Below are 21,439 nucleotides of genomic sequence, written 5' to 3'. Positions count from 1 at the left end.
TCGGTGGGTATTTCAGCGCCCCATGCACCTGACTACATAAATAGCCCAAAAAGCCCTGCTGTTGTAAAAATCCTCCACTCTCTTCGCTATTAGACCAATGGCGAATATATTGGCACGGTGCTAGGGTAGCCCAGTGAATTATCCATGATCCACGGCATTAATGCCCATATCAGTGGTCATGCCGATATCTATGAGTGAGGGGGTTACGTGGAAGAGTACATTCTGTGGTTCGATCAGCTGGGCATGGCGGACGTCGAACGCGTAGGTGGTAAGAACGCCTCGCTGGGTGAAATGATCTCCAACCTGTCCGGTGCCGGTGTAACGGTACCCGGCGGTTTTGCTACTACCGCCCACGCTTACCGTGAATTTCTCTCCCACGAAGGGTTAAATGAGCGCATTAATGCCACCCTGGCTCGCCTGGACGTCGACGACGTTAAAGCGCTGGCCGAGGCGGGCAGCAACATCCGCCAGTGGGTCATCGATACGCCGTTACCCCCAAGCTTTGAAGCGGCCCTGCGCGATGCTTACGGCCAGTTGCAGCAACAGCACCCACAGCTGAAAGTAGCCGTTCGCAGCTCAGCCACCGCGGAAGATCTCCCCGACGCCTCCTTTGCAGGCCAGCAGGAGACCTTCCTGAATATCGAAGGCTTCGACAATATCAAGCGTGCGGTGCATGAGGTGTTTGCCTCGCTGTTTAACGATCGCGCAATCTCTTACCGTGTGCACCGCGGCTACGCCCACGAAAATGTCGCTTTGTCTGCGGGGGTGCAAAAGATGGTGCGCTCCGAGACCGGAGCGGCAGGCGTCATGTTTACCCTCGACACCGAATCCGGCTTTAAAGATGCCGTGTTTGTCACCGGCTCCTGGGGCCTGGGTGAAACCGTCGTGCAGGGCGCCGTCAATCCTGACGAGTTCTACGTGCACAAGCCGACCCTGGCGGCGGGGCGCCCGGCAGTACTGCGCCGTAACTTGGGTTCCAAGTTGATCAAGATGGTCTATGGCAAGGATGCCAGCGCCGGTAAATCAGTTGAAACCGTCGATGTACCCCATAGCGACCGCAGCCGGTTCTGTATCAATGACCAGCAGGTAATGGATCTTGCACGCCAGGCGATGACCATTGAGCAACACTACCAGCGTCCCATGGATATTGAGTGGGCCTTGGATGGCGATGACGGTGAGCTCTATATCGTGCAGGCGCGCCCTGAAACGGTGGTCTCCCAGCAGGAGGGCGGCAAGCTTGAGCGCTTCCAGCTGCGTGAAAAGGGACGCACGCTAATTACGGGGCGGGCGATTGGTCAGCGCATTGGCCGTGGCACCGTCAAAGTGGTGCTTAGCCCTGATGATATGGACAAGATCCATGATGGCGACATCCTGGTCACCGACATGACCGATCCGGATTGGGAGCCGATCATGAAACGCGCTTCCGCGATCGTCACCAACCGCGGCGGGCGTACCTGCCACGCGGCGATCATCGCCCGTGAACTGGGCATACCTGCAGTGGTCGGCTGTGGCGATGCCACTACCCAGTTAAAAGAGGGCATCGACGTCACAGTCTCTTGTGCAGAAGGCGATACCGGCAATGTCTATGAAGGTCTGTTGGAGTTTGACTGCAAAGTCTCCAGTGTCGATGCGATGCCGGAAATCCCCTTCAAAATCATGATGAATGTGGGTAACCCTGACCGCGCCTTTGGCTTTGCCAGTCTGCCTCATGCGGGCGTGGGCTTGGCGCGATTGGAATTTATCATTAACCGCATGATCGGCGTCCATCCTAAAGCGCTGCTGGAGTACGACACCTTACCGGCTGATTTACAGCAGGTGATCGATTTGCGCACCGCGGGCTATACTGACCCGGTCAGTTTCTACGTCGATAAACTGGTTGAAGGTATCTCCACGCTGGCGGCGGCGTTCCACCCTCAGCGCGTCATCGTGCGGCTGTCAGACTTCAAATCAAACGAATACGAAAACCTGATTGGCGGCAAGCTCTATGAGCCGGGTGAAGAGAATCCCATGCTCGGTTTCCGGGGCGCATCGCGCTACATCTCAGAGGCGTTCCGTCCCTGCTTTGAACTTGAGTGCCGGGCGCTGAAGCGGGTGCGTGAAGAGATGGGCTTCGAGAATATCGAAATCATGGTGCCCTTTGTGCGTACCACCGACGAAGCCCGGGAGGTTGTAGAGCTGCTGGCCGCCAATGGCCTTGAGCGTGGTGGCCCCACAGGCTTGAAAGTGATTATGATGTGCGAGCTGCCGGCTAACGCGCTGCTGGCCGATGAGTTCCTGGAGTATTTTGACGGTTTCTCAATCGGTTCAAACGACCTGACCCAACTAACGTTAGGTTTGGATCGTGACTCGGGTATTGTGGCGCATCTGTTTGACGAGCGTAATGGAGCGGTTAAAAAACTCCTGGCCATGGCCATTCAAGCCTGTAAGGCGAAGGGCAAGTATGTCGGCATCTGCGGGCAGGGGCCGTCAGACCATCCAGACCTGGCTAAATGGTTGATGGAGCAGGGTATCGATTCTGTATCACTCAATCCCGACGCGGTATTGGAAACCTGGTTTATGCTCGCAGGGCAAAAAATCGAGTAGTTATATTTATTTTAACTAATTTACGCCCGGCCATTGTGCCGGGCGTCGTTGTTTTTATAGGCTACTCTTCTGGAGTGGTTTGTTAATTTATCGCGGAGAGCGCAGAGATGTCCCCAAAGTCAGTTAAGTTCGCGCTACCTGTTTTGTTGGTGGCACCCTTATATAGCTGGGGGTTTAGCTATGAAACACCTTCCATTTCGCCTGAAAGCGAGTCTGGATATGAAGAGAAACCAGGCTGGGAGGCTGAGTCGTTTGCGGTGGCCGCCGCCAACCCCCTAGCGACTGATGCCGGTTACCAGGTGCTGAAAGCTGGCGGTAACGCCATTGATGCCGCCATCGCGGTGCAAATGGTGCTGAACCTAGTCGAGCCGCAATCCAGTGGTATCGGCGGTGGTGCTTTTTTAATGCACTTCGATGGTGACGAAGTGCGTGCCTATGATGGTCGTGAGACGGCGCCTCAAGACGTTAACGGCGAACTGTTTATGCAGGAGGGTGAACCGCTGGCGTTTAATGAGGCAGTGGTTAGCGGACTCTCGGTAGGCGTGCCGGGTACGCTTAGAATGCTCGAGATGGCCCACGCCGAACAGGGTGAGCTGGCGTGGTCGGAGCTGTTCACCCCGGCCATCACTCTGGCCGAGGAGGGTTTTGCGGTTAGCAGTCGGTTGCATACCAGCTTGGCAAACGATGAGTTTCTGCGCCAAGACCCGCTAGCGAGCCAGTTTTATTATGACGCGGATGGTGAGCCCATTGCCGTGGGTGAAACGCTCACAAATCCGGCTATGGCCGCGATTTTTCGCCAAGTTGCCGAGCAAGGCAGCGCCGCCCTGCATGAAGGCGCCGTGGCGGAAGATATCGTTGAGCGCGTGCAAAACTACCCCGAGCGCCCAGGCAGTTTGACCCTTGAGGATATGAACGGCTACGAAGCACTTGCTCGTGATCCGCTATGCACGCCTTGGCAGCAGTGGGAAGTGTGTGGCTTCCCGCCGCCCTCGTCAGGTCATCTAACCGTGATGCAAATTTTGGGTATGCTCGATCAGCAGCCGCTGCTTGAAGCGCCGCTAGACAATGGTGTTTCAAGCAGCGGATGGCTGCATCAGTTTTTGGAAGCCTCGCGCTTGGCATTTGCTGACCGTGGTCGTTACATTGCCGACCCTGACTTTGTAGAGGCGCCGGGTGGCGATTGGTCGCTGATGCTGGCACCTGAGTACCTGGAGCAGCGCAGTGCGCTTATCGAAGAGATGAGTATGGGCGATAGCGCCGAACCGGGTAACCCAGGCGAGCTTGATGTTAGCTGGGCAAGCCAGCCCGAACAGCCCGAGTACGGTACCAGCCATATCAGCATTGTCGATGAGGAGGGCAACGCGGTCGCCATGACGACCACCATCGAGCAGGCCTTTGGCTCGCGGATTATGTCCGATGGTGGTACTGGAATGGCGGGTGGGTTCTTGCTCAACAATGAGCTGACCGACTTCTCCTTTGTGCCTGAAATAGAGGGCGAGCCAGTAGCTAACCGGGTTGAACCCGGCAAACGTCCACGCTCCAGCATGAGCCCGACCCTGGTGTTTGATCAGGACACGGGTGATTTGGTGGCAAGTCTGGGATCTCCTGGCGGCGCCGCCATAATTCACTATACCGCACGTACGCTAGTGGCGCTTCGCGACTGGGGGCTGAGTGCGCAGGAAGCGCTCGACCTTCCTCATGCGATTACCCTAGGTGGGGACGTCTATGTAGAAGAGGGCCGGTTTCCTGAGGCGACCATCGAATCACTGCGCGAACGTGGCCATACGGTAAGCGAGCGGGAGCTAACCAGCGGCCTCCAGGCCATTATGCGTCTTGAAGATGGTACCCTTTTTGGTGGCGCTGACCCGCGTCGCGAAGGTGTGGTAATGGGCGATTAAGTAAGCGCTTATTGGCGCAGCCAGTTGCGCAGCTTAACTAACATCAGCGCGCCGTCGCTTAATTCACGCCGATCTTGAATGAGCTCGGTTAAACGATCTGGGTAGTCGGTGATGATCGCATCGACACCCAGGTCAATCAGCGTCGACATGCGCGCTCGATCATTGACGGTCCAGGCGTGTATTTCGTAGCCATATAGCCGCGCTAAGCGAACTTCCCCTTCCGTGATGCGGTTATGCCGCAGTCCTAAGGCATCAAAATCGCGACGGTTTAGCGTGCCGGGCAGAATCAGCTGGGCCAGTAAAGTCACGCGAAGTTCCGGCGCTTGGGCTTTAATATGTTTAAGTAATGCAGGCGACATGGTGGCCATGCGCATGTCTAAGAGCGCGTTGGGGAAACCGCAAGCCGCATAGCCATCGAAGGCGCTTTGTTGGGTTGCCCAGCAGCGATAGCGGACGTCACTCTCTGCATTTAAGGCATCAATGACGGCATCGGCTAACGCTTCTTCTTGCCCCGGCAGCGGCTTAATATCAATCATTAGCCCCGCTTTTCCGCGCACGCTGTCGAGTGCTTCGTCCAGGCCGGGAATAGCCTCATTGCGAAAGGCATCGCCAAACCAGCTACCAACATCGTACTGTTTTAACTCCTCCCTGGTCAGCTCACCAAATTCCCGATTATCGCCGGTTAGCCGTGCCAAGCTGCGGTCGTGGTAGAGCATCACCTGCCGGTCACTGCTCAAGCGCACGTCAATTTCGATATAGTCAACGCCATCAATCAGTGATTGTTCTAATGCGGCAAGCGTGTTTTCGGGGGCGACCATAGAGCTGCCCCTGTGGGCAATCACCGCGACGTTGTCTCGTATCTCAAAGCTATTGAGGATCCACCATGCTTGAAGGCCAGCAAAAATAAGCACGCTCAGTTCTACCGCCCAGGCCAGTTTACCCGCATTGGTGCCCTCGGGAGGAGGTGCCGGACGAGCTTCTCGATGAGCCAACTGCATATAGAGACAGGCGGACAGCAGCGCGTTGGCGGCAATACCGATAAAGGTGATGGCCAGGGTAACCAGCACATAGCCGATTAAGTAGGCGAGCATCGCCGGGATAAGCACGGCATTATGCTCAGGTAACCACCAGAGTAGCGGCGTAAACAGCCGATCAAACAACAGTGTAGCGAGTAGCGGTAGGCTGACAATCAGCACCAATAGCAAAAGTACGGCAGCGCCAATGGAGCGACGCCAACCGCGGGTTAAGCTAACGCTGCGTCTAAGCGCCTGCCACGGGCCACTGCTCTCCAGCGCAACGAAGGGTAGCGCCAACAGCCAGCGCAGGTAGAGCCATGACGCTGCCCATATCCAGCCAATAACCAGTGGCAGCGCGCAGGCAATGAAGTACCACAATGCGGGGGGACGCACGCGCTGAAGGTAGTAGGGGTCTATGCCGCTTAGCCACAGGTCGTAAAGCCATGCTAGCCCGGCCATAAAGGGGGCCAACAGCAGCAAGTGAGTGCCTACCTGGAGTATCACAAGACCGGCCAGGGCAGGCAGCCGGCGGGTGCTCAGCCATAGCGCCTCAAGTGCCAAACGATAGTGGTTATCACGAGGTCTGACGGCCACCTGCAGCATGCCTGCCTGCTGCCAGTAAATAACCAGGAAGGCGAACCCCAGCCCCACCAGCATACCTACCAGACCCAGGGGGCTAAACAGTAGCGTGATCAATTCATCGTTGGTGACCACGGTACGGTTGAGTTGGGCCAGTAGCCAGCGTGTTACCCAGGTGATTGCTGGCAGCAGCAGGGCTGAAGCGAGCAGGGTAAAAAACAGGTGGTAGGCGATCAGTGGGCGAAGATGATCACGCAACGTGCGCAATAAGGCTGAGCCAAGATAGGTCAAAGGCTGCATCGTCATTAAACGGTAAGAATGAGTTCCCAGGGTGGCAGCAACCGCCACACCTGGCAAGAGACTCTGTTAAGACAAACCTAATTACTATGCAGGTTGTTGTTATGCAAGTCGTTGCTATGAAAGCGGCAACTCATGCTCGGCAACAATAATGCCGTTGTTATCTGCGTACAGCCACTGGCCGGGCTTTAGGGTGACGCTGGCAAAGGTGACATCAATATCACGCTGTCCTTCACCGCGTTTTTCACTTTTGCGCGGGTGACTGCCCAGCGCCTGAACGCCAATGGGTAGGGCAGCGAGTATATCCACATCGCGTACACAGCCGTACATGACAACGCCCGCCCAGCCGTTGGCAACGGCCTGCTCGGCGAGCATATCACCCAGCATGGCGCAGCGGTGTGAGCCACCCGCATCAACCACCAGCACCGCGCCGTTACCCGGCTCGGCGACAGCTTGCTTCACCATGGAGTTATCTTCAAAGCACTTTATCGTGCGAATAGGGCCATAAAAGGCTTCAAGGCCGCCAAAATTGGCAAACAGCGGATCCAGCACTGCCACCTCCGGGTGTGCATCGCAGAGATCGGGCGTCACTATTTCAATCGCGTTTGTCATCATGTGCTCCGTTTATGAGAGGTTGGTATCAGCATAGGCTGCTAACCGGGCCGTGCAAAAAAACGCCCCGCCCTGTAAAACAGTGGCGGGGCGTTCGGTCATCGACTCAGAAGATGCAATTGATTACATCGTCTGCGATGGTGCGAGCATCGGCGATGGGGCGGTCTGTTTCAAGCGCTTAACAAGCGTTAGGCTTCTTGAGCGACCGGAATCACGTTTGAGGCGATCTTTTGATACTCCTCAATCTCGTGAAAGTTCATATAACGATAAATCTCGCCCGCCATGGCGTCAAACTCTCCCATATAGCGTTGATACTCCTCAACGCTGGGTAGGCGTCCTTCTACTGCGGCAACGGCCGCCAGTTCCGCAGAGGCGAGGTAGACATTGGCGCCATCGCCCAGGCGGTTCGGGAAGTTACGTGTAGACGTAGACACCACGGTGCTCTTAGCGGCAACGCGGGCCTGGTTACCCATACACAGTGAACAGCCCGGCATCTCCATACGGGCACCGGCACGGCCATAAATGCCGTAGTAGCCCTCTTCGGTCAGCTGATGCTGATCCATTTTCGTCGGTGGTGCCAGCCACAGCCGGGTTTTTAAACTGCCAGCAGGCTGCTTCTCAAGCAGTTTGCCCGCAGCCCGGAAGTGGCCGATGTTGGTCATGCAGGAACCGATAAAGACTTCGTCGATTTTCTGGCCAGCGACGTCAGACAGCAGGCGTGCATCGTCCGGGTCGTTGGGCGCACAGAGAACCGGCTCTTTAATTTCAGCCAGATCAATTTCGATGACTTCGGTGTACTCGGCGTCCTGATCGGCGCGCATCAAGCTGGGGTTGGCCAGCCATGCTTCCATGCCTTCAATACGACGGCTGATGGTGCGTTCATCACCGTAACCGTTGCCCATCATCCACTTCAAGAGGGTGATGTTGGACTTCAAGTACTCGGTGACACTCTCTTCAGACAGCGTAATGGTACAGCCCGCAGCGGAGCGCTCGGCAGAGGCATCAGAGAGCTCGAAGGCTTGCTCTACGGTTAGATCTTCTAGACCTTCAATTTCCAACACGCGCCCGGAGAAGGCATTTTTCTTGTTGGATTTATCCACGGTCAGCAAGCCTTGCTTGATGGCGTAGAGCGGAATAGCGTGAACCAGGTCGCGCAGGGTTACGCCAGGCTGGCGCTTGCCTTTAAAGCGAACCAGTACCGACTCCGGCATATCCAGCGGCATGACACCGGTGGCAGCCGCAAACGCTACCAGGCCGGAACCGGCTGGGAATGAGATGCCGAGCGGGAAACGGGTGTGCGAGTCACCGCCGGTGCCCACCGTATCAGGCAGCAGCATGCGGTTGAGCCAGCTGTGGATGATACCGTCACCGGGGCGTAGCGAAACACCGCCACGGTTCATAATGAAGTCGGGCAGGGTGTGGTGAGTATCCACATCCACCGGCTTCGGGTAAGCCGCGGTGTGACAGAACGACTGCATGACCAGGTCGGCTTGGAAGCCAAGGCAGGCAAGGTCTTTCAGCTCATCACGGGTCATCGGGCCGGTGGTGTCTTGTGAGCCAACGGTGGTCATCTTGGGCTCGCAGTACATGCCGGGGCGAACGCCCTCTAGACCGCACGCTTTACCGACCATTTTCTGCGCTAAGGTGAAGCCTTTGCCGGTATCTTTAGGCTGTTCGGAAAGACGGAAAACGTCAGAAGCGGGTAGCCCCAGCGACTCGCGCGCTTGCCAGTCAAGCCACGGCCAATGATCAGGGGAATACGGCCGCCAGCACGTACTTCATCCAGAATCAGCTGCGTTTTAAGCTCAAAAGTGGTGATAACGTCATCGCTATCGTGCTTGCACACTTTGCCTGCATAGGGGTAAACATCAATGACATCACCCATGTTCAGATTGGTGACGTCCATTTCAACCGGCAGGGCGCCTGAGTCTTCCATGGTGTTAAAGAAGATAGGTGCAATTTTGCTACCAAAGCAGAAACCGCCAGCGCGCTTGTTGGGGACGTAGGGGATATCGTCGCCGAAGAACCAGAGTACCGAGTTGGTGGCTGACTTGCGCGATGAGCCTGTGCCGACAACGTCGCCTACGTAGACGACGGGGAAGCCTTTGGCTTTAACGTCTTCAATCTGTTTGAGCGGGCCAGTGGTACCTGGAACCACTGGCTCAATGCCGTCACGTTCGTTTTTGAGCATGGCATTGGCATGGAGCGGAATGTCCGGGCGTGACCAGGCATCCGGCGCAGGAGAGAGGTCATCGGTATTGGTTTCGCCCGGGACTTTAAACACGCTCAGGGTGATTTTTTCAGCCAGTGCGGGCTTAGACAGGAACCACTCGGCGTCGGCCCAGGACTGAAGAACCTCTTTGGCAACGCTGTTGCCGTTCTTGGCACGGCTTTCTACATCGTGGAAGGCGTCGAACATCAGCAGGGTGTGCTTGAGCTGTTCGCCTGCTTCGCGTGCAAGCTCCTCGTTATCGAGTAGCTCCACCAGTGAAACGATGTTGTAGCCACCCTGCATGGTGCCCAGTAGCTTGACGGCGTGAATCTTGTCGATCAGCGGAGAGCTTGCTTCACCTTTAGCAATGGCGGTGAGAAAGCCTGCTTTTACATAGGCGGCTTCGTCAACGCCTGGCGGAACGCGGTTGGTGATTAAATCGAGGATAAACTCTTCTTCACCGGCCGGTGGCGTTTTTAGTAGTTCAACCAGCGACGCTACTTGTTCGGCGGTTAGGGGTTTGGGCGGGACGCCCTCGGCGGCACGTTCCTCGACATGTTGGCGGTAAGCTTCAAGCACGTTGGGGCCCTCTCATTCACGTTTCATTTACTTTATGGTGATGGCCTGCACGATGCACGGTGTTGGCCGCGCAGTTGTTGTGAAGTGGAGCCGATCACATATGACATACGCTTGACAAACAGCGTGTGGTTGGATGGCTGCGATTCTACGGCAAACTGTCGACAATGTTAAGCTGGCAAGTAAAGACGGCTCTTGTACTTTATGTTGATGCCAAGATTTAAACGGATCAAAAGCGCTTTTATTAGTCAATTGGCTCAAAACCAGGAAAGTTTTTTTCCACTTCTAAGCTAACTTCTCGCTGTGCGGGTGTGATTCTCGTTACACCGCGTTACCATACTCCTCACTTTATAACCTTAGAGCCGTTTTACTACTGTGGAGCTTCTGTAAGGGTGTTGGCTGAAAGTGTGTGGAGCATTTTTAAACGCCCAGCTACATTAGTAACAGGCGATTCAGGTATAAAGATTGCAAAGCAACAGGGAACTATAAGCGCCTTATGGGCTTATATGTTGTACAATAGTGAGATATAAGCTTGGTAAGAGTGTTATGTTGATACAACCCAGTATGTCACAGCCTTCTATACAAAAAAGTGCCTTGCAAAAGGCTGACCACTCGGTGAAAGCGGATGATCTACTGCCAGAAAGTTTGCACCAGTTTTTGGCCTGCGCGACGCCTGATGCGTGGTTGCAGTGGGCGCTTGAAAATCCAGAAACACTGCTAATCGACCATGCGCAGTGCGAAAAAAAAGCCGCTTCGACCGCAATGAGCTTGCTCTACCGCTACGTGGATCAGCCGCTTCTGCTGAGCAAAATGTCGCAATTGGCTCGCGAAGAGCTGCTGCATTTCGAGCAGGTGGTTGGCCTTATGGAGGCACGTGGTGTGGCTTACCAGCATTTAACCGCTTCGCGCTACGCGGAAGGCCTAAGGCGGCACGTGCGCAGAAACGACCCCGAGCGGCTCATTGATGTGCTCATTATCGGCGCACTTATCGAAGCGCGTAGCTGTGAACGATTCGCTTGCTTAATTCCTTATTTAGACGAAGAGCTGGCAAAGTTTTATCGTACCCTGGTGAAGTCAGAAGGCCGTCATTTTGAGGATTATCTGTTACTGGCTCGCCAGCAGACATCGGACTCAATTGCTGAGCGGATCGCTTTTTTCGTAGCGCGTGAAGCGGAGCTGATTACTTCGACCGATACGGCTTTTCGTTTTCATAGCGGTGTGCCCGCTTAGTCCGGCAGGATGTTTATCATGCGCGATGCTCGTGAGACAGATCAGTTAACCCTATTTGGCCATTTTTCACTGACGCAGGGTGAAGATGTTTTAACCCACTTCAGCTACGACAAAGTGAAAGCGCTGCTCGTTTATCTGCTGCTGCACCGTCAGCCGGTTAATCGCGCCGCTCTAGCCGAACTGCTGTGGCCGGATCAAGGGCTATCTTCCGGTAGAACCAACCTACGTCACGCGCTCCATTGTTTACGCCAATCGTTAGGCGAGAGCGCCGACCAAGTGTTGAGTGTCTCCCGACAAACGATTGCCTTCCAACTGCCTGGCCATTGGAAAGTTGACCTGCATACGCTTCAGCAGCTCCTTGAAGGCCCGCGCGACCTGGATACCCTGGAAGCGCTGATGACCTGTTACCAAGGCGACCTGATTGAAGAGCTTCAGTTGGCAAGCTGTAGTGAATTTCAGCGCTGGTTAGTCCAAGTCCGTAATGAGTGGCGCCAACGGGTTATTCGTTTTGCTGAACAGGTGCTCGACGCCCATACCGATGTGCCTGATCTGATCTTGGAAACACTGGTGAGCCGCTTTTCAGGCTATGGCCCCTTTCATGAGCGTTTGGTGCGCCAACTGGCTGAACAGAATCAAATGGCCGCCGCTCACGAGCAGTATAATAGCTACTTGCAGTTGTTGGCGCTATCAGGCCAGCAGCCCGAGCCGAGTTTTTTACAGTTGGCCAGCTACTGGTCTGACGGCCATCATGACCCGCGCATGATGAGCCCCCAAGGGGCGTTTTCACGTGCGCTGGCGCCTGACAGCAAACCACTGCGCGAAGATGAAATTGAGCTGCGTCAGCTCTCGGTAATGGCTATCCGGCTACGCCTGAAAGGGGAGTGGCAAGACCGCGCCGCAACGCGCCACTGCCTTACTCTGCAGTTGGAGCTCCTGCGTTGGCTGGAGCAGCAGTGTCATCACTTGGGCGGCTTCTGGCTGCCTGGCGCTACCGGTGGCTTGGGGCTCGCGTGTTTCGGTACCCATGGGCCTGCCCACCAGCTGGCTGAGTTGGTGGCGCTCTATGAGCACTGCCGGCAGGCACTTCCTCAAGAGAGCGCCCGCCACTGGACTGGCGAAGACGACGTACCGCAATTTGAGCTGGCTGCTGGTTTACACAGCGGGCGAGTCGTCTATTTACCCGAGCGGCAATTGGCGGATCCCCTGGGACAAGTCACTCAAACATCACTGGAGTTAATGAGCGCTGCCGAAGGCAGTGAACTGGTCATCTCTCAAGAGGCCAGCCAGCACATGCCGCCTGCGCTCGATCTCCAGCCACGGCTGGTATCACGCTTAGTGGCTAGCGACGGTCGCGTTCGACTGCGGGCTTTAGTGCTGGGCTTAAACGAAGGTGGCCGCGATGCGCTGCCGCCTAGCCTGGTGGGGCGTGAAACCTCGCTGCGCACGCTGCGCGATGCGTTGGCGCGGGCAGGCATAGGTTTGCGTCAAAGCGTGTTGGTTCGCGGTGCCTCTGGCATGGGCAAGTCGGCGCTGATGGTCGGATTTCGTCAGTTAGAGCTCAGTCGTGATGCGGCTATTTGCTGGCAGCCTACCACTCGGCTATCGGTGCTGGATCCCTACGGTGTTGCCCGCACCCTGGTTGGCTGGTATCTCAAGCAACCGTTGACCGTTGAGGCAATTCACGAACTACAGGCGACGCTTGAACTTGACCAGCTTACCCCTGAGCGGCAGCACCTGTTGGAAGAAGCGCTTGGCGTACACGAGGTGCAGGAGATCACTCAGTTGGCCCAAAGCGGCGAAGCGGTCGAACTGGTGGTGATGCTCCTGCACCGCTTAATCGAGCGCCAAGCGACCACTCATACCCTGGTGCTGATGGTTGACGACCTGCAGTGGCTGGATGAGCCTTCCTTTAAAGTGCTCGCCGGGCTGCAGGCTCGTCTGCCGATCAATACTGCCTTTATGCTGGTGGCCAGCCACCATGGCAGAGAACAACTGCCGGTGAAGCTGCATTGGGATCAGCAGATTAGCTTGGGCAATCTGGATACGCAGCAGTCCTCGCGGCTATTGTCACAGCTGTCACGGCGCTATCGTATTCATCTAAGCCCACGGCTACGCAACCAGATTATCGAGCGCTGCGATGGTGTGCCGCTCTATATGCAGGAAATTTGCCGTCGATTGGACATGGATCGCCGCGAGGGGCGCAGTGTTCAGTTCGATGAACTGCCCAAAGGGTTATTAGGCCTACTGGCTAGCCGCATCGATCAGCTTGAGGGTGACCGCGAAATTGCCCATGTGGCGGCAGTGCTGGGTAAGCGTTTCCGGTTGGATTTCCTGCTGGAGTGCAGCGGTTGGGAAAAAGGGCGGCTTAACCAAGCGCTCGAACATATGCGTGTGCTGGAGATTGTTGAGCCGGTCGACAAAGAGAGCGGTGAGCACGAATATCAGTTTAGCCATCAGCTGCTGCAAGAAGCGGCCTACCTCTCCTGCCCCCGGGATGTTCGCGTCAAGCTGCACCAGCAAGTGGTGACTTTGATAGAGGAGCGCTTTCCGGTGTGGATTAGCCGCCATCCCGGGGATTTTGCCACTCATCTGCGCCGCAGCGGCCACTATGCTCGTGGTGCGCGCTATTTCGAACTGGCCGCCCGTGAAGCGCTTAAGGTGAGCGCCAATCGAACCGCGCTGCGTATGGCCGATTTCGGTTTGGCGAGTCTGCGCCATGTCGAGCACGAGATTGAGCGTGAAGTGAGCCTGCTTACCGTGCGCGGTCAGGCGGCGTTCTCGTTAGAAGGCCACGGTTCGCCAACCGCACATGAAAGCTTTGTGCGTGCGCGGGAACTGCTGCGCGAATCGGGTAGCGATAGGTTAGAAGACCCAGAAGATCTAGAGCAGATATTCCTGGTTAAGTGGGGGCTTTGGGTGGGCCGCAGTCAGCGCTATGCCCATGCGGATGCTTTTGCACTGGCGTCGACGCTCGCGGATCTCGCTGCACGTCTTGAAGATCCTCGTTATCGTCGTTTGGCCGATTATGCCCGTGCCAACTGCGAGTATTGGGCTGGTCGCATTCAACAGGCTCATGACCATTTGGATGAAATCGATCCGCTCAATGTGCAGATGATGATCGAATGGTTGCCGTTCTCCGATCATCCGCAAGTATCTGCGGCCTGCTTCCAAGGCTGGGCGCTCTGTCTGCGGGGTGATTATCAGCGTGCCGAGCGCCAAGTGTCGGCGGCGATTCGGCTGGCGGAGAAAATTGCTCACCCCGGTACCTTGGCGCTGGCACTGCTCTTTGCCGCTGCCCTCTATCGCCAGTTAGGACACGTACACTTGGCCGCACGGCATGCGGAGCGGGCAGCAGCAATGACAGGAACGCCCGATCTGCAGCTGTGGCAAATTTCCAGCCAGTGTATTCTCGGTTGGCAGCGTGCCCTGGCAGGCGATGCCACTGGCCTAACCCAGTTGCGCGATAGCCTGAATCAAATGGCGGAGTTGAACGGTCGCGACCGCTACCAGCGGCCAGTGCTATGGTACTCCGATGCCTGCATTGAGCTGGGCGAGTTAAACGCCGCTGAGGATTATCTTGACCAGTGCCTGGTGATTGCCCGTGAGCGTACCACGCTATTCCTGCCTGAATTGGCCACCCAGCTGGCCAAGGTGCGTGATCTACTTGGGCACCCTGCCAATGAAGTCAAAGCACTGGCTGAAATGGCGATTAACCAGTCCCGCGAGCACGGCAATCGCCACCAGGAGTTAGCGGCCCTTGAACTATGGTTGACGCGTATTGAACCCAACGATCAGCAGGCCAAAGATAGCTTTAGGCAGCTGTTGAGCGAAGTCAGCCACAGTGATGCCCCGGTGCTAACACGCTGGATTAGCTTGTTGGATCGCCGTTTGCCGCGGCCGGTAGGCGCTGAAGGCTGATAAGCTAAAGCAGGACACTCTTTAACGGGTATCCTGCTCCAACCAGATCAAAGTGGCGAGCGCCTCTTCCCGGTGCTCGCCACATACACTAGCGTCAAAGTTAAACCGCGCGCAGACCCTGGGGCGGCTTGGGTTCCCGAACAAACGGCACAGATTATGCTCATCTAACTGTACGCAGCGAATGCCCGCTGGCTTGCCCTCAGGCATGCCGGGAATAGCTGAGCTAATTGAAGGCGCGATGCAGCAGGCGCCACACCCTGCACGACACTCTTCACTCATAGCTGACTTGGTGTAGCACTAGGCGTAAACATGCCAATAGCGCCCTTGTTAATGCCCTCGAAGGCCTGAATGCGCGTGGTTACTCCGCTTTGCGTGGCAACCTCTTTCGCCAGCCAAGCAGCGATATTTTCTACCGTGGTAGGGCCGGGAAGGACTGCGCATAGCGACTGTGGCAGCATAATGGAGAAATCGCCTTGGGCGGCCCGATAGCCGCAGGTAAGGAAGTCGTTATCCCGGGAGGTGATATCCGCCTCTTCAAGCAGGTAGCGATTATCCAGCCATGCTGCCCACTGCTGTTCGAGCTTAGGTTGACGCACCCCTTGCTGAAAGATATGTAGCCGCGAACGGTGGCCGTGGGCAATACGCTGGCAGTTGCCCAGGTGGCGTTTCAGGCCGTGGGTGTATCCATAGGCAGCGCCTTCAATGACCTCGTCGCTAAGCGTTAGGGTGACCTGGTGGACATTTTTAGGGCGCTGTTCGGTGAGCTGCTGGCTTAAATGTTCAGCGACCGTGTCGGGCTCAATAGCCTGCCAGGGCAGCAGGCTAAAGGCCTCTTTTGGGCCGCGCACTTCCATCGGGTAGGGGGTAGTTGTACGCACACACAAACCTTCAGGGCACTCTGTTACCGTGATCCCAGGTGCTTGAGTGGGCACCAGCAGGGTGTGGTCGAGACCGCCATCCAGCGTGCGTTTGATCCACGGTTTGACTTCACCAAAATCGAACAGCATGCCATCTTCGCCCAGCTCGCCATCCAGCACTGCGTCTACTTGCCAGCTACAGCCGACTAAGCCGCGCTGGGAACACCAGAGGGAAACATCGATATGGGTCAGTTGTTGAACAAATAGGGACATTAATCAAAACCTGCTAATTTGTGCATTTGTAGCGACAGGCGCCACTGAGGATTAGCCATACAGTAGGCGGTCACTTCAGCGACGGTAGTCTTATCCTGATTGAGAGGGGCAAGATCCATCGGCTGTAAAAAGAAGTGGCGAAACCCTAGGCTTGAAAACTGCTCTGGGGGAGCGTCCTCCTGAGGATAGACGAGCTTTAATTCATCGCCTTGAGTAACGGCCAGCGGATTGTTGCCCTTAGGGCTGACACACAGCCAGTCAATGCCTGGGGGCGGTGCCAGCGTACCGTTGGTCTCGACGGCCACCTCAAACCCATGGCTATGCAGCGTCGCAATCAGCGTGGCGTCAAGCTGTAGCAGTGGTTCGCCGCCGGTAAACACTACATAGGGCGTCGCCTTTGACTGGGCGCTACCGCTTTGGCTGGGCCACAGCGCGGCAATATGCTCAGCAAGGGCAGCGGCTGTGGCAAACTTGCCGCCATTGATACCGTTAGTGCCAATAAAGTCAGTATCGCAAAAAGTACATTTAGCGGTCGCCCGATCAACCTGACGTCCCGACCACAGGTTACAGCCGCTGAAACGACAGAACACGCTCGCTCTGCCCGCTTGGGCGCCTTCCCCTTGCAGGGTATAAAACGCTTCTTTGACCTGATACATCAGCGCTGACCTACTGCGTTGCTTACGCTGTAAGCCAGTGGATCGGCGACTCCATTGACCGCAAAGGCGGCCAACCGTTCGCGACAGCTGCCGCATACGCCACAGGCGAGTTCACGGCCCTCGTAGCACGTCCATGTATGGGCATAATCCAACCCCATGGCGAGGCCTTCGCGCAAGATATCGGCCTTACTTGTGTATAAATAGGGGGCGTGTAGCGTTACCGACTCGAAGTTGGCAATGCCAGCTACATGATTCATCGCTTCGACGAATTCGGGACGACAGTCGGGGTAGAGCACGTGATCGCCACCATGGGCACCATAGTCGACTCGGCCAGCGCCAATATTGACAGCCTTGGCAATCGCCAGAGAGAGCAGAATCATATTGCGGTTGGGCACCACGGTAGCGCGCAGGTTCTCCGCGTCATAGTCAGCCTGGGGCATGGACTGGTCTGGGTTGGTGAGCGCCGAGTTATCAATCAAACCGTGTATCGCGCGAATATCAACCACTTGATGGGGCAGGCCCAGCGAAGCGCACACTTGGCGTGCAGTGTCGAGTTCGCGGGCATGGCGCTGACCATAGTCAAAGGAAAGTGCGTGTACGTTAAGGCCTTCACGTAAGGCGCGGTGAAGCACGGTAAAAGAGTCCATTCCACCGGAATAGATAACGACAGTCGTGGTGGCTGTATTATTCGCCACTGGGGGTGTTGATGACATGAGAGAACACTCTTTGTCGGAGAATTTATTAATCGCAAGCAGCGTTTAGCTGGCGCGGCGTTCCGGGGTCCGGTCCGGAAGAGCGGCAGTGTACGCAATAGCCGTTAATCTGGCCAGTTCTAGCGCCTATTCGGCTGACCCATTATTCGACACCATGCGCTGTACCTAGATGCCATGACGGATCACTAACTGCGATAACTCAGTAGGCGGGCAGCATTAATATCAACATGCTACGCTATCCCTCCATGCTGTTTGAGGCGAACCGATGGCAACCATTGAACATAGTGAAATCATTAATGCTTCACCCGAGCGTGTGTTTGACTTACTGCGCCGCGTCGAGGATTTTGCCGATTACTCGGATCTGATTCGCTCAATAGAGACCTTGGGTGAAAACCGATATCGTTGGCACGTGCGTGCGGTGGGTATGGATTGGGCGTTTGATGTCATGGTGACCGAGATCCAGCCGCCCCATGTGCTTGCCTGGGAGTCGCTGGACGGTGTGAAGAACCAGGGGCGGTACCGTCTTCGCGAGGTGGCAGAAGGTACCGAAGTGGCGTTGACGCTCAGCTATGAAATTCGCAATCGCTTAATGGAGAAGGCCGTAAACAAAGCCGCCAAGCCGCTAGTCGGAAAAGTCAGTCGACAAATTCTTGAACGTGTAGAAGCGCGTTTGAATGATCAGCAGGTTTGAATGAATAACCCGCCAAAGTACCCCTGGCGGTGGGCGTTAGGGTTTACATTTTTTGCCATGCTGGCTTATGTGTGGCTATGGTATTCACCAGATTTGATGGTGGTGAAGCAGTGGGCTTCCCAGGCATCGCATCATCCTATCGTTATTATAGGGGTCATGGTGATTATGGCTGTGACGTTAGCCATTGGACTGCCCGGCAGTATTGGGCTGTGGCTAATTGCACCCTTTTACCCACCGGTGATCGCCACAACGATGCTGACACTCAGCAGTGTGGTAGGCGCTTTGGGTGCGTATCAAATAGCCGCGCGCGCTGGTAGAAACTGGGCTCCTGGCGGTTTGACGTTGAAGGTGATGGAAATGCTGGAGCAGCGTAGCGACTTTATGACCCAGTGTGCCATGCGGCTCTTGCCTGGCTTTCCTCATTCGGTAATCAATTTTGCGGCAGGTCTGCGTGGTATTTCCCTTAAGACTTATTTATTGGCTGCAACGCTTGGTTTAGTGGTCAAGTGGGGAGTCTATAGTAGTGCGATTTATGGCGCTTTGGAGGCAATTGAGGAGGAGAATGCGCTGCAATTTAATGTGCTGCTACCACTGATTGCGTTGGCCCTGTTGCTATTGGCAGGGGCATGGTACAGGCGCCGCATAGAGGCGGCGCGCAACGTTCATTAACTCATCAGGCTTATTGGGCCTTATGCATGGAAGCATCAAGGTGATCGACCACCTCTGCCCAGTCGGCGTCCTCATCCACGGCCTCTTTTAGAAATTCTGCCTGACCCTCGTTCCAACAGGGGGCTTCAGCCAATGGCATCGTTTCCGGGAGCGGAGCATTGCGCTGGATAAAGCGTTCTATCGAATCAGGGTCAGATGCTAGGCCCAGCTGTTCGAACAGCTCGCTGAAGTGATGCACTGGCTTTTCCATAATCTTTTGCTCCTTCAAACGGTTAGATAGATCCTTTCAACATAGCTTGATTCTCAGCCTACGCCAGCATTCAAAGCTTTGCTTGATTAACGTTCACCGACGAGTGGTGTTAAAAAGCGCTGACGCTGATCTTCCAACGTGAGCGGTTGTGCCAGTAAGTGGGCCAGCTTGGTGAACGCTGCCTCTGGGGTCATATCATCGCCTGCGAGTACGCCTGCATCGTTAAGGCCGTGTCCCGCTGCGTAAACGCCCAGGTGGACGCTACCCTGCGGGCACAGGCTAATGGCAGCGAGTAATTTGCCTTCGCCACTGGCTCTGGCGAGTACGTCAAGCAAATGAGGGGTGTTGGGAAGGTTGCCAGCGCCCCAAAGCTGAAGCAACGCACCTTTAACCCGCGAATCACTCAGCCATGCCTCTAGCTGCCACGCGGATATGCCCGGCCAAAGAGCGATGCGAACGATCTCTCCCTGATTGACCAGACGGTAGTCGGGAAGCTCGAAACGCGGTGCACCACGCTGCTGCAGACCCAGCCCGCGGCTGGGGTAATAAATGAAATCATCACCTACCCGTTCGCCGAGCAGCGGGTAGTTGGGGCTGGCGAAAGCGTTGGCGGCTTCGCTGTGCTGCTTGATGGCACGGGCGCCTCGCAGCAGTTGCCCTGAAAAGTAAACAGTGACTTCTTGGAGTGCGGGCTTGGCGGCAAACTGCAGTGCACCGTGTAAATTGTCCATGGCATCGCTGCCCGGAGCTTCCAGTGGAAGCATGGAGCCCGTGACGACCACTGGTCTATCTAATCCCTGAAGTTGGTAGGCAAGGCTAGCGGCGGTCCAGCTGAGTGTATCGGTGCCGTGAATAATCACGAAACCGGCGTAGGCCGTTAATTGGTCGTTAATATCACGGGCGAGCTGTTGCCAAGTGAGCGGGGTGGCCGCACTTGAGTCAATTAGCGTAGCGTAGCTTAAGACCTCATAAGCAGGCAGAGATTGCTGTTGGTCAAGCGGTAGCTGGCTGAGAGCCGCCGCCATGCGAGTAGGAAAGTCGCCACCAGGCGCAAGGCCTTCCGCATGCTGCTGCATACCGATAGTGCCGCCCGTGTAAATAACTAAAATGCGCTCTTGGGAGGGAACGCTGTCGGCTAGAGGTGAGTAGGGGGGCATCGCCATCTCCTGGGGCTTTATGCGAAACCTGCTAATTCAGAAAGTAGGCGTAACACGTTGTACCAAAAGTTCGCCACTATGATCGTCTAAGCGCTGATTGCGGCCCGCAAGCAGCGCAAAGCCACAGCAAACCAGGATCAGGGCAATCAACAGCCAGGCGATATGTGGGGTGTTGGCGCCTGATTGCAGCATAACCCCCACACCAAAAGGGCCGAGTGCGGCCAGCGTATAGCCACCGCCCTGGACAAGCCCAGAAAGCTGACCGGCAAGGCGTGAGTTGGCCGTTCGTAATACTAACAGGCTCAGCGCCATGCTAAAGCTGCCGCCTTGGCCGATACCCAGCAGTGCAGCGCCTGGCCATTTCCATACCAGTGGCGCGATAAGCAGCATCCACAGGCCCATGGCGGTGCTAAGCAGCACAAGCAGCAGCGCAGGACGCTGGTCACGCCCCATGCGGGCAAGCCAGGGGGCGCCCAACGCTGAGGCAAGTTGGCACATAATGGATACCGCCATGGTCCAGCCCGCATCGGCCTCGTTATAACCGCGATCAACCAGCAGTGTAGGCAGCCAGCCAAATACGATGTACGCCATGGATGATTGAATACCCATGAACAGCATAACGTGCCAGGTAAGTGGTTGCTTAAGAAGCCGTAAAATACCGCTTTTCGGCGCTGTTGGCGTGCTTGTCATGGTGGTGCGGGGCATTTGGATGTGCCAAAGCACTAGCGCGAATAGCGCCAGCAGTGACCAGCTCATCAAGCTCGCCTGCCAGCTACCGAGCAGTTGGGTCAGTGGAACGCTGAGCCCGGCACCTAAAGCGCCGCCCAGGCAGAGCGCCATGGTGTATAAGCCAGTGAGGAGGTCGGCACTGTCGGGGAGTTCACGCTTAACCAAGGCCGGTAGCAGGGTGCCACCAATGCCGATCGCGCAGCCTGCCATCGCCGAGCCGATAAAGAGCCCGCCGGGAAGCGGCAAACCACGCAAAATCAATCCAACAGCCAGCAGTGTCAGTGCTGCACTCAGCGCCCGTTCACTGCCTATGCGTTTAGCCAGGGCAGGGGCAAGTGGGGCGGAGAGGCCTAAAAAAAGCACGGGGAGCGTGGTGAGTAGACCCGCCGCGCTAGCGGAAAGCCCGGCGCTTTCTTGCAAGCGGGTAAGTAAAGGGGCAACCGAAGACATGGCGGGGCGTAGATTTAGCCCCACCACAACCATCAGTAAAATAAACGTAATCGAGCGACGCGTTGCCATACGA

General features: G+C 56.1%; 15 protein-coding genes and 1 pseudogene. 6 read left to right on the top strand and 10 right to left on the bottom strand.

All coding sequences use genetic code 11. The features are described from left to right. Positions 1-207 precede the first annotated feature (207 nt). Positions 208-2,583, top strand: coding sequence for a phosphoenolpyruvate synthase (ppsA, locus tag OM794_RS11940; RefSeq protein ID WP_226251039.1), 2,376 nt, complete (start codon positions 208-210; stop codon positions 2,581-2,583). 107 nt (positions 2,584-2,690) lie between these two features. Then, the gene (gene ggt / locus OM794_RS11935) at positions 2,691-4,481 is read left to right on the top strand and encodes a gamma-glutamyltransferase (RefSeq protein ID WP_226251038.1); all 1,791 of its coding nucleotides are present in this window, start codon (positions 2,691-2,693) and stop codon (positions 4,479-4,481) included. A gap of 8 nt (positions 4,482-4,489) precedes the next feature. On the opposite strand, the gene OM794_RS11930 is transcribed toward ggt, so the two are convergent. The 3 genes and pseudogenes from OM794_RS11930 to acnB all read right to left on the bottom strand — a co-directional run bounded on the left by OM794_RS11930 (position 4,490) and on the right by acnB (position 9,776). Further along, positions 4,490-6,376 carry a glycerophosphodiester phosphodiesterase family protein gene (locus OM794_RS11930; protein WP_413229726.1) on the bottom strand — a complete coding sequence of 629 codons (1,887 nt, stop codon included), beginning with the start codon at positions 6,374-6,376 and terminating at the stop codon, positions 4,490-4,492. Between the two features lie 114 nt (positions 6,377-6,490). Then, the gene (gene rraA / locus OM794_RS11925; protein WP_226251036.1) at positions 6,491-6,988 is read right to left on the bottom strand and encodes a ribonuclease E activity regulator RraA; all 498 of its coding nucleotides are present in this window, start codon (positions 6,986-6,988) and stop codon (positions 6,491-6,493) included. A gap of 185 nt (positions 6,989-7,173) precedes the next feature. After that, positions 7,174-9,776, bottom strand: a pseudogene (acnB, locus tag OM794_RS11920) (bifunctional aconitate hydratase 2/2-methylisocitrate dehydratase). 543 nt (positions 9,777-10,319) lie between these two features. On the opposite strand from acnB, the gene OM794_RS11915 reads away from it, so the two are divergent. Continuing rightward, the gene (locus tag OM794_RS11915; RefSeq protein ID WP_226251034.1) at positions 10,320-11,003 is read left to right on the top strand and encodes a tRNA-(ms[2]io[6]A)-hydroxylase; all 684 of its coding nucleotides are present in this window, start codon (positions 10,320-10,322) and stop codon (positions 11,001-11,003) included. An 18-nt stretch (positions 11,004-11,021) separates the two neighbouring features. Beyond that, on the top strand, positions 11,022-14,921 hold the full coding sequence (locus OM794_RS11910) for an AAA family ATPase (protein WP_226251033.1): 3,900 nt from the start codon (positions 11,022-11,024) through the stop codon (positions 14,919-14,921). 21 nt (positions 14,922-14,942) lie between these two features. On the opposite strand, the gene OM794_RS11905 is transcribed toward OM794_RS11910, so the two are convergent. The 4 genes from OM794_RS11905 to queC are packed head-to-tail and all read right to left on the bottom strand — an operon-like array spanning position 14,943 to position 17,420. Further along, positions 14,943-15,200: a YkgJ family cysteine cluster protein gene (locus OM794_RS11905; protein ID WP_226251032.1), complete on the bottom strand. Its 258-nt coding sequence runs from the start codon at positions 15,198-15,200 to the stop codon at positions 14,943-14,945. Then, the gene (locus OM794_RS11900; protein ID WP_226251031.1) at positions 15,197-16,051 is read right to left on the bottom strand and encodes a 6-carboxytetrahydropterin synthase; all 855 of its coding nucleotides are present in this window, start codon (positions 16,049-16,051) and stop codon (positions 15,197-15,199) included. The genes OM794_RS11905 and OM794_RS11900 overlap by 4 nt, the downstream gene beginning before the upstream one ends. Further along, positions 16,051-16,707 carry a 7-carboxy-7-deazaguanine synthase gene (queE, locus tag OM794_RS11895; protein WP_226251030.1) on the bottom strand — a complete coding sequence of 219 codons (657 nt, stop codon included), beginning with the start codon at positions 16,705-16,707 and terminating at the stop codon, positions 16,051-16,053. Before queE ends, OM794_RS11900 begins: the two co-directional genes overlap by 1 nt. Further along, positions 16,707-17,420: a 7-cyano-7-deazaguanine synthase QueC gene (gene queC / locus OM794_RS11890; RefSeq protein ID WP_226251029.1), complete on the bottom strand. Its 714-nt coding sequence runs from the start codon at positions 17,418-17,420 to the stop codon at positions 16,707-16,709. The genes queE and queC overlap by 1 nt, the downstream gene beginning before the upstream one ends. 265 nt (positions 17,421-17,685) lie before the next feature. Here queC and OM794_RS11885 point away from each other — a divergent pair, with 265 nt between their 5' ends. Both OM794_RS11885 and OM794_RS11880 read left to right on the top strand, forming a co-directional pair. Beyond that, entirely contained in the window at positions 17,686-18,111 is a 426-nt protein-coding gene (locus tag OM794_RS11885; RefSeq protein ID WP_226251028.1) for an SRPBCC family protein, read from the top strand. Further along, positions 18,112-18,780 carry a TVP38/TMEM64 family protein gene (locus OM794_RS11880; protein ID WP_226251027.1) on the top strand — a complete coding sequence of 223 codons (669 nt, stop codon included), beginning with the start codon at positions 18,112-18,114 and terminating at the stop codon, positions 18,778-18,780. A gap of 10 nt (positions 18,781-18,790) precedes the next feature. Here the strand turns inward: OM794_RS11880 and OM794_RS11875 are convergent, their stop codons facing one another. From OM794_RS11875 to OM794_RS11865, 3 genes are all read right to left on the bottom strand, one after another. After that, the gene (locus tag OM794_RS11875) at positions 18,791-19,030 is read right to left on the bottom strand and encodes a DUF2789 domain-containing protein (RefSeq protein ID WP_088700033.1); all 240 of its coding nucleotides are present in this window, start codon (positions 19,028-19,030) and stop codon (positions 18,791-18,793) included. Positions 19,031-19,116: 86 nt separating this feature from the next. Beyond that, entirely contained in the window at positions 19,117-20,193 is a 1,077-nt protein-coding gene (locus tag OM794_RS11870) for an asparaginase (RefSeq protein ID WP_226251026.1), read from the bottom strand. 30 nt (positions 20,194-20,223) lie between these two features. Continuing rightward, a complete protein-coding gene (locus OM794_RS11865) occupies positions 20,224-21,435 on the bottom strand; it encodes a CynX/NimT family MFS transporter (protein ID WP_226251025.1) in 1,212 nt (403 codons plus the stop codon). Positions 21,436-21,439 lie beyond the last annotated feature (4 nt).

This window comes from Halomonas sp. BDJS001, from assembly GCF_026104355.1.
Classification (GTDB): domain Bacteria; phylum Pseudomonadota; class Gammaproteobacteria; order Pseudomonadales; family Halomonadaceae; genus Vreelandella.
Note: the sequence above shows the minus strand (reverse complement) of the source record. Positions and strands in the feature narration are given on the sequence as shown.

Bases quoted from the DNA above. Each gene is read 5' to 3' on its own strand.
- ggt (WP_226251038.1), top strand. From the start codon at position 2,691: ATGTCCCCAAAGTCAGTTAAGTTCGCGCTACCTGTTTTGTTGGTGGCA.
- OM794_RS11930 (WP_413229726.1), bottom strand. From the start codon at position 6,376: ATGCAGCCTTTGACCTATCTTGGCTCAGCCTTATTGCGCACGTTGCGT.
- rraA (WP_226251036.1), bottom strand. From the start codon at position 6,988: ATGATGACAAACGCGATTGAAATAGTGACGCCCGATCTCTGCGATGCA.
- OM794_RS11915 (WP_226251034.1), top strand. From the start codon at position 10,320: ATGTTGATACAACCCAGTATGTCACAGCCTTCTATACAAAAAAGTGCC.
- OM794_RS11910 (WP_226251033.1), top strand. From the start codon at position 11,022: ATGCGCGATGCTCGTGAGACAGATCAGTTAACCCTATTTGGCCATTTT.
- OM794_RS11905 (WP_226251032.1), bottom strand. From the start codon at position 15,200: ATGAGTGAAGAGTGTCGTGCAGGGTGTGGCGCCTGCTGCATCGCGCCT.
- OM794_RS11900 (WP_226251031.1), bottom strand. From the start codon at position 16,051: ATGTCCCTATTTGTTCAACAACTGACCCATATCGATGTTTCCCTCTGG.
- queE (WP_226251030.1), bottom strand. From the start codon at position 16,707: ATGTATCAGGTCAAAGAAGCGTTTTATACCCTGCAAGGGGAAGGCGCC.
- queC (WP_226251029.1), bottom strand. From the start codon at position 17,420: ATGTCATCAACACCCCCAGTGGCGAATAATACAGCCACCACGACTGTC.
- OM794_RS11885 (WP_226251028.1), top strand. From the start codon at position 17,686: ATGGCAACCATTGAACATAGTGAAATCATTAATGCTTCACCCGAGCGT.
- OM794_RS11880 (WP_226251027.1), top strand. From the start codon at position 18,112: ATGAATAACCCGCCAAAGTACCCCTGGCGGTGGGCGTTAGGGTTTACA.
- OM794_RS11875 (WP_088700033.1), bottom strand. From the start codon at position 19,030: ATGGAAAAGCCAGTGCATCACTTCAGCGAGCTGTTCGAACAGCTGGGC.
- OM794_RS11870 (WP_226251026.1), bottom strand. From the start codon at position 20,193: ATGGCGATGCCCCCCTACTCACCTCTAGCCGACAGCGTTCCCTCCCAA.
- OM794_RS11865 (WP_226251025.1), bottom strand. From the start codon at position 21,435: ATGGCAACGCGTCGCTCGATTACGTTTATTTTACTGATGGTTGTGGTG.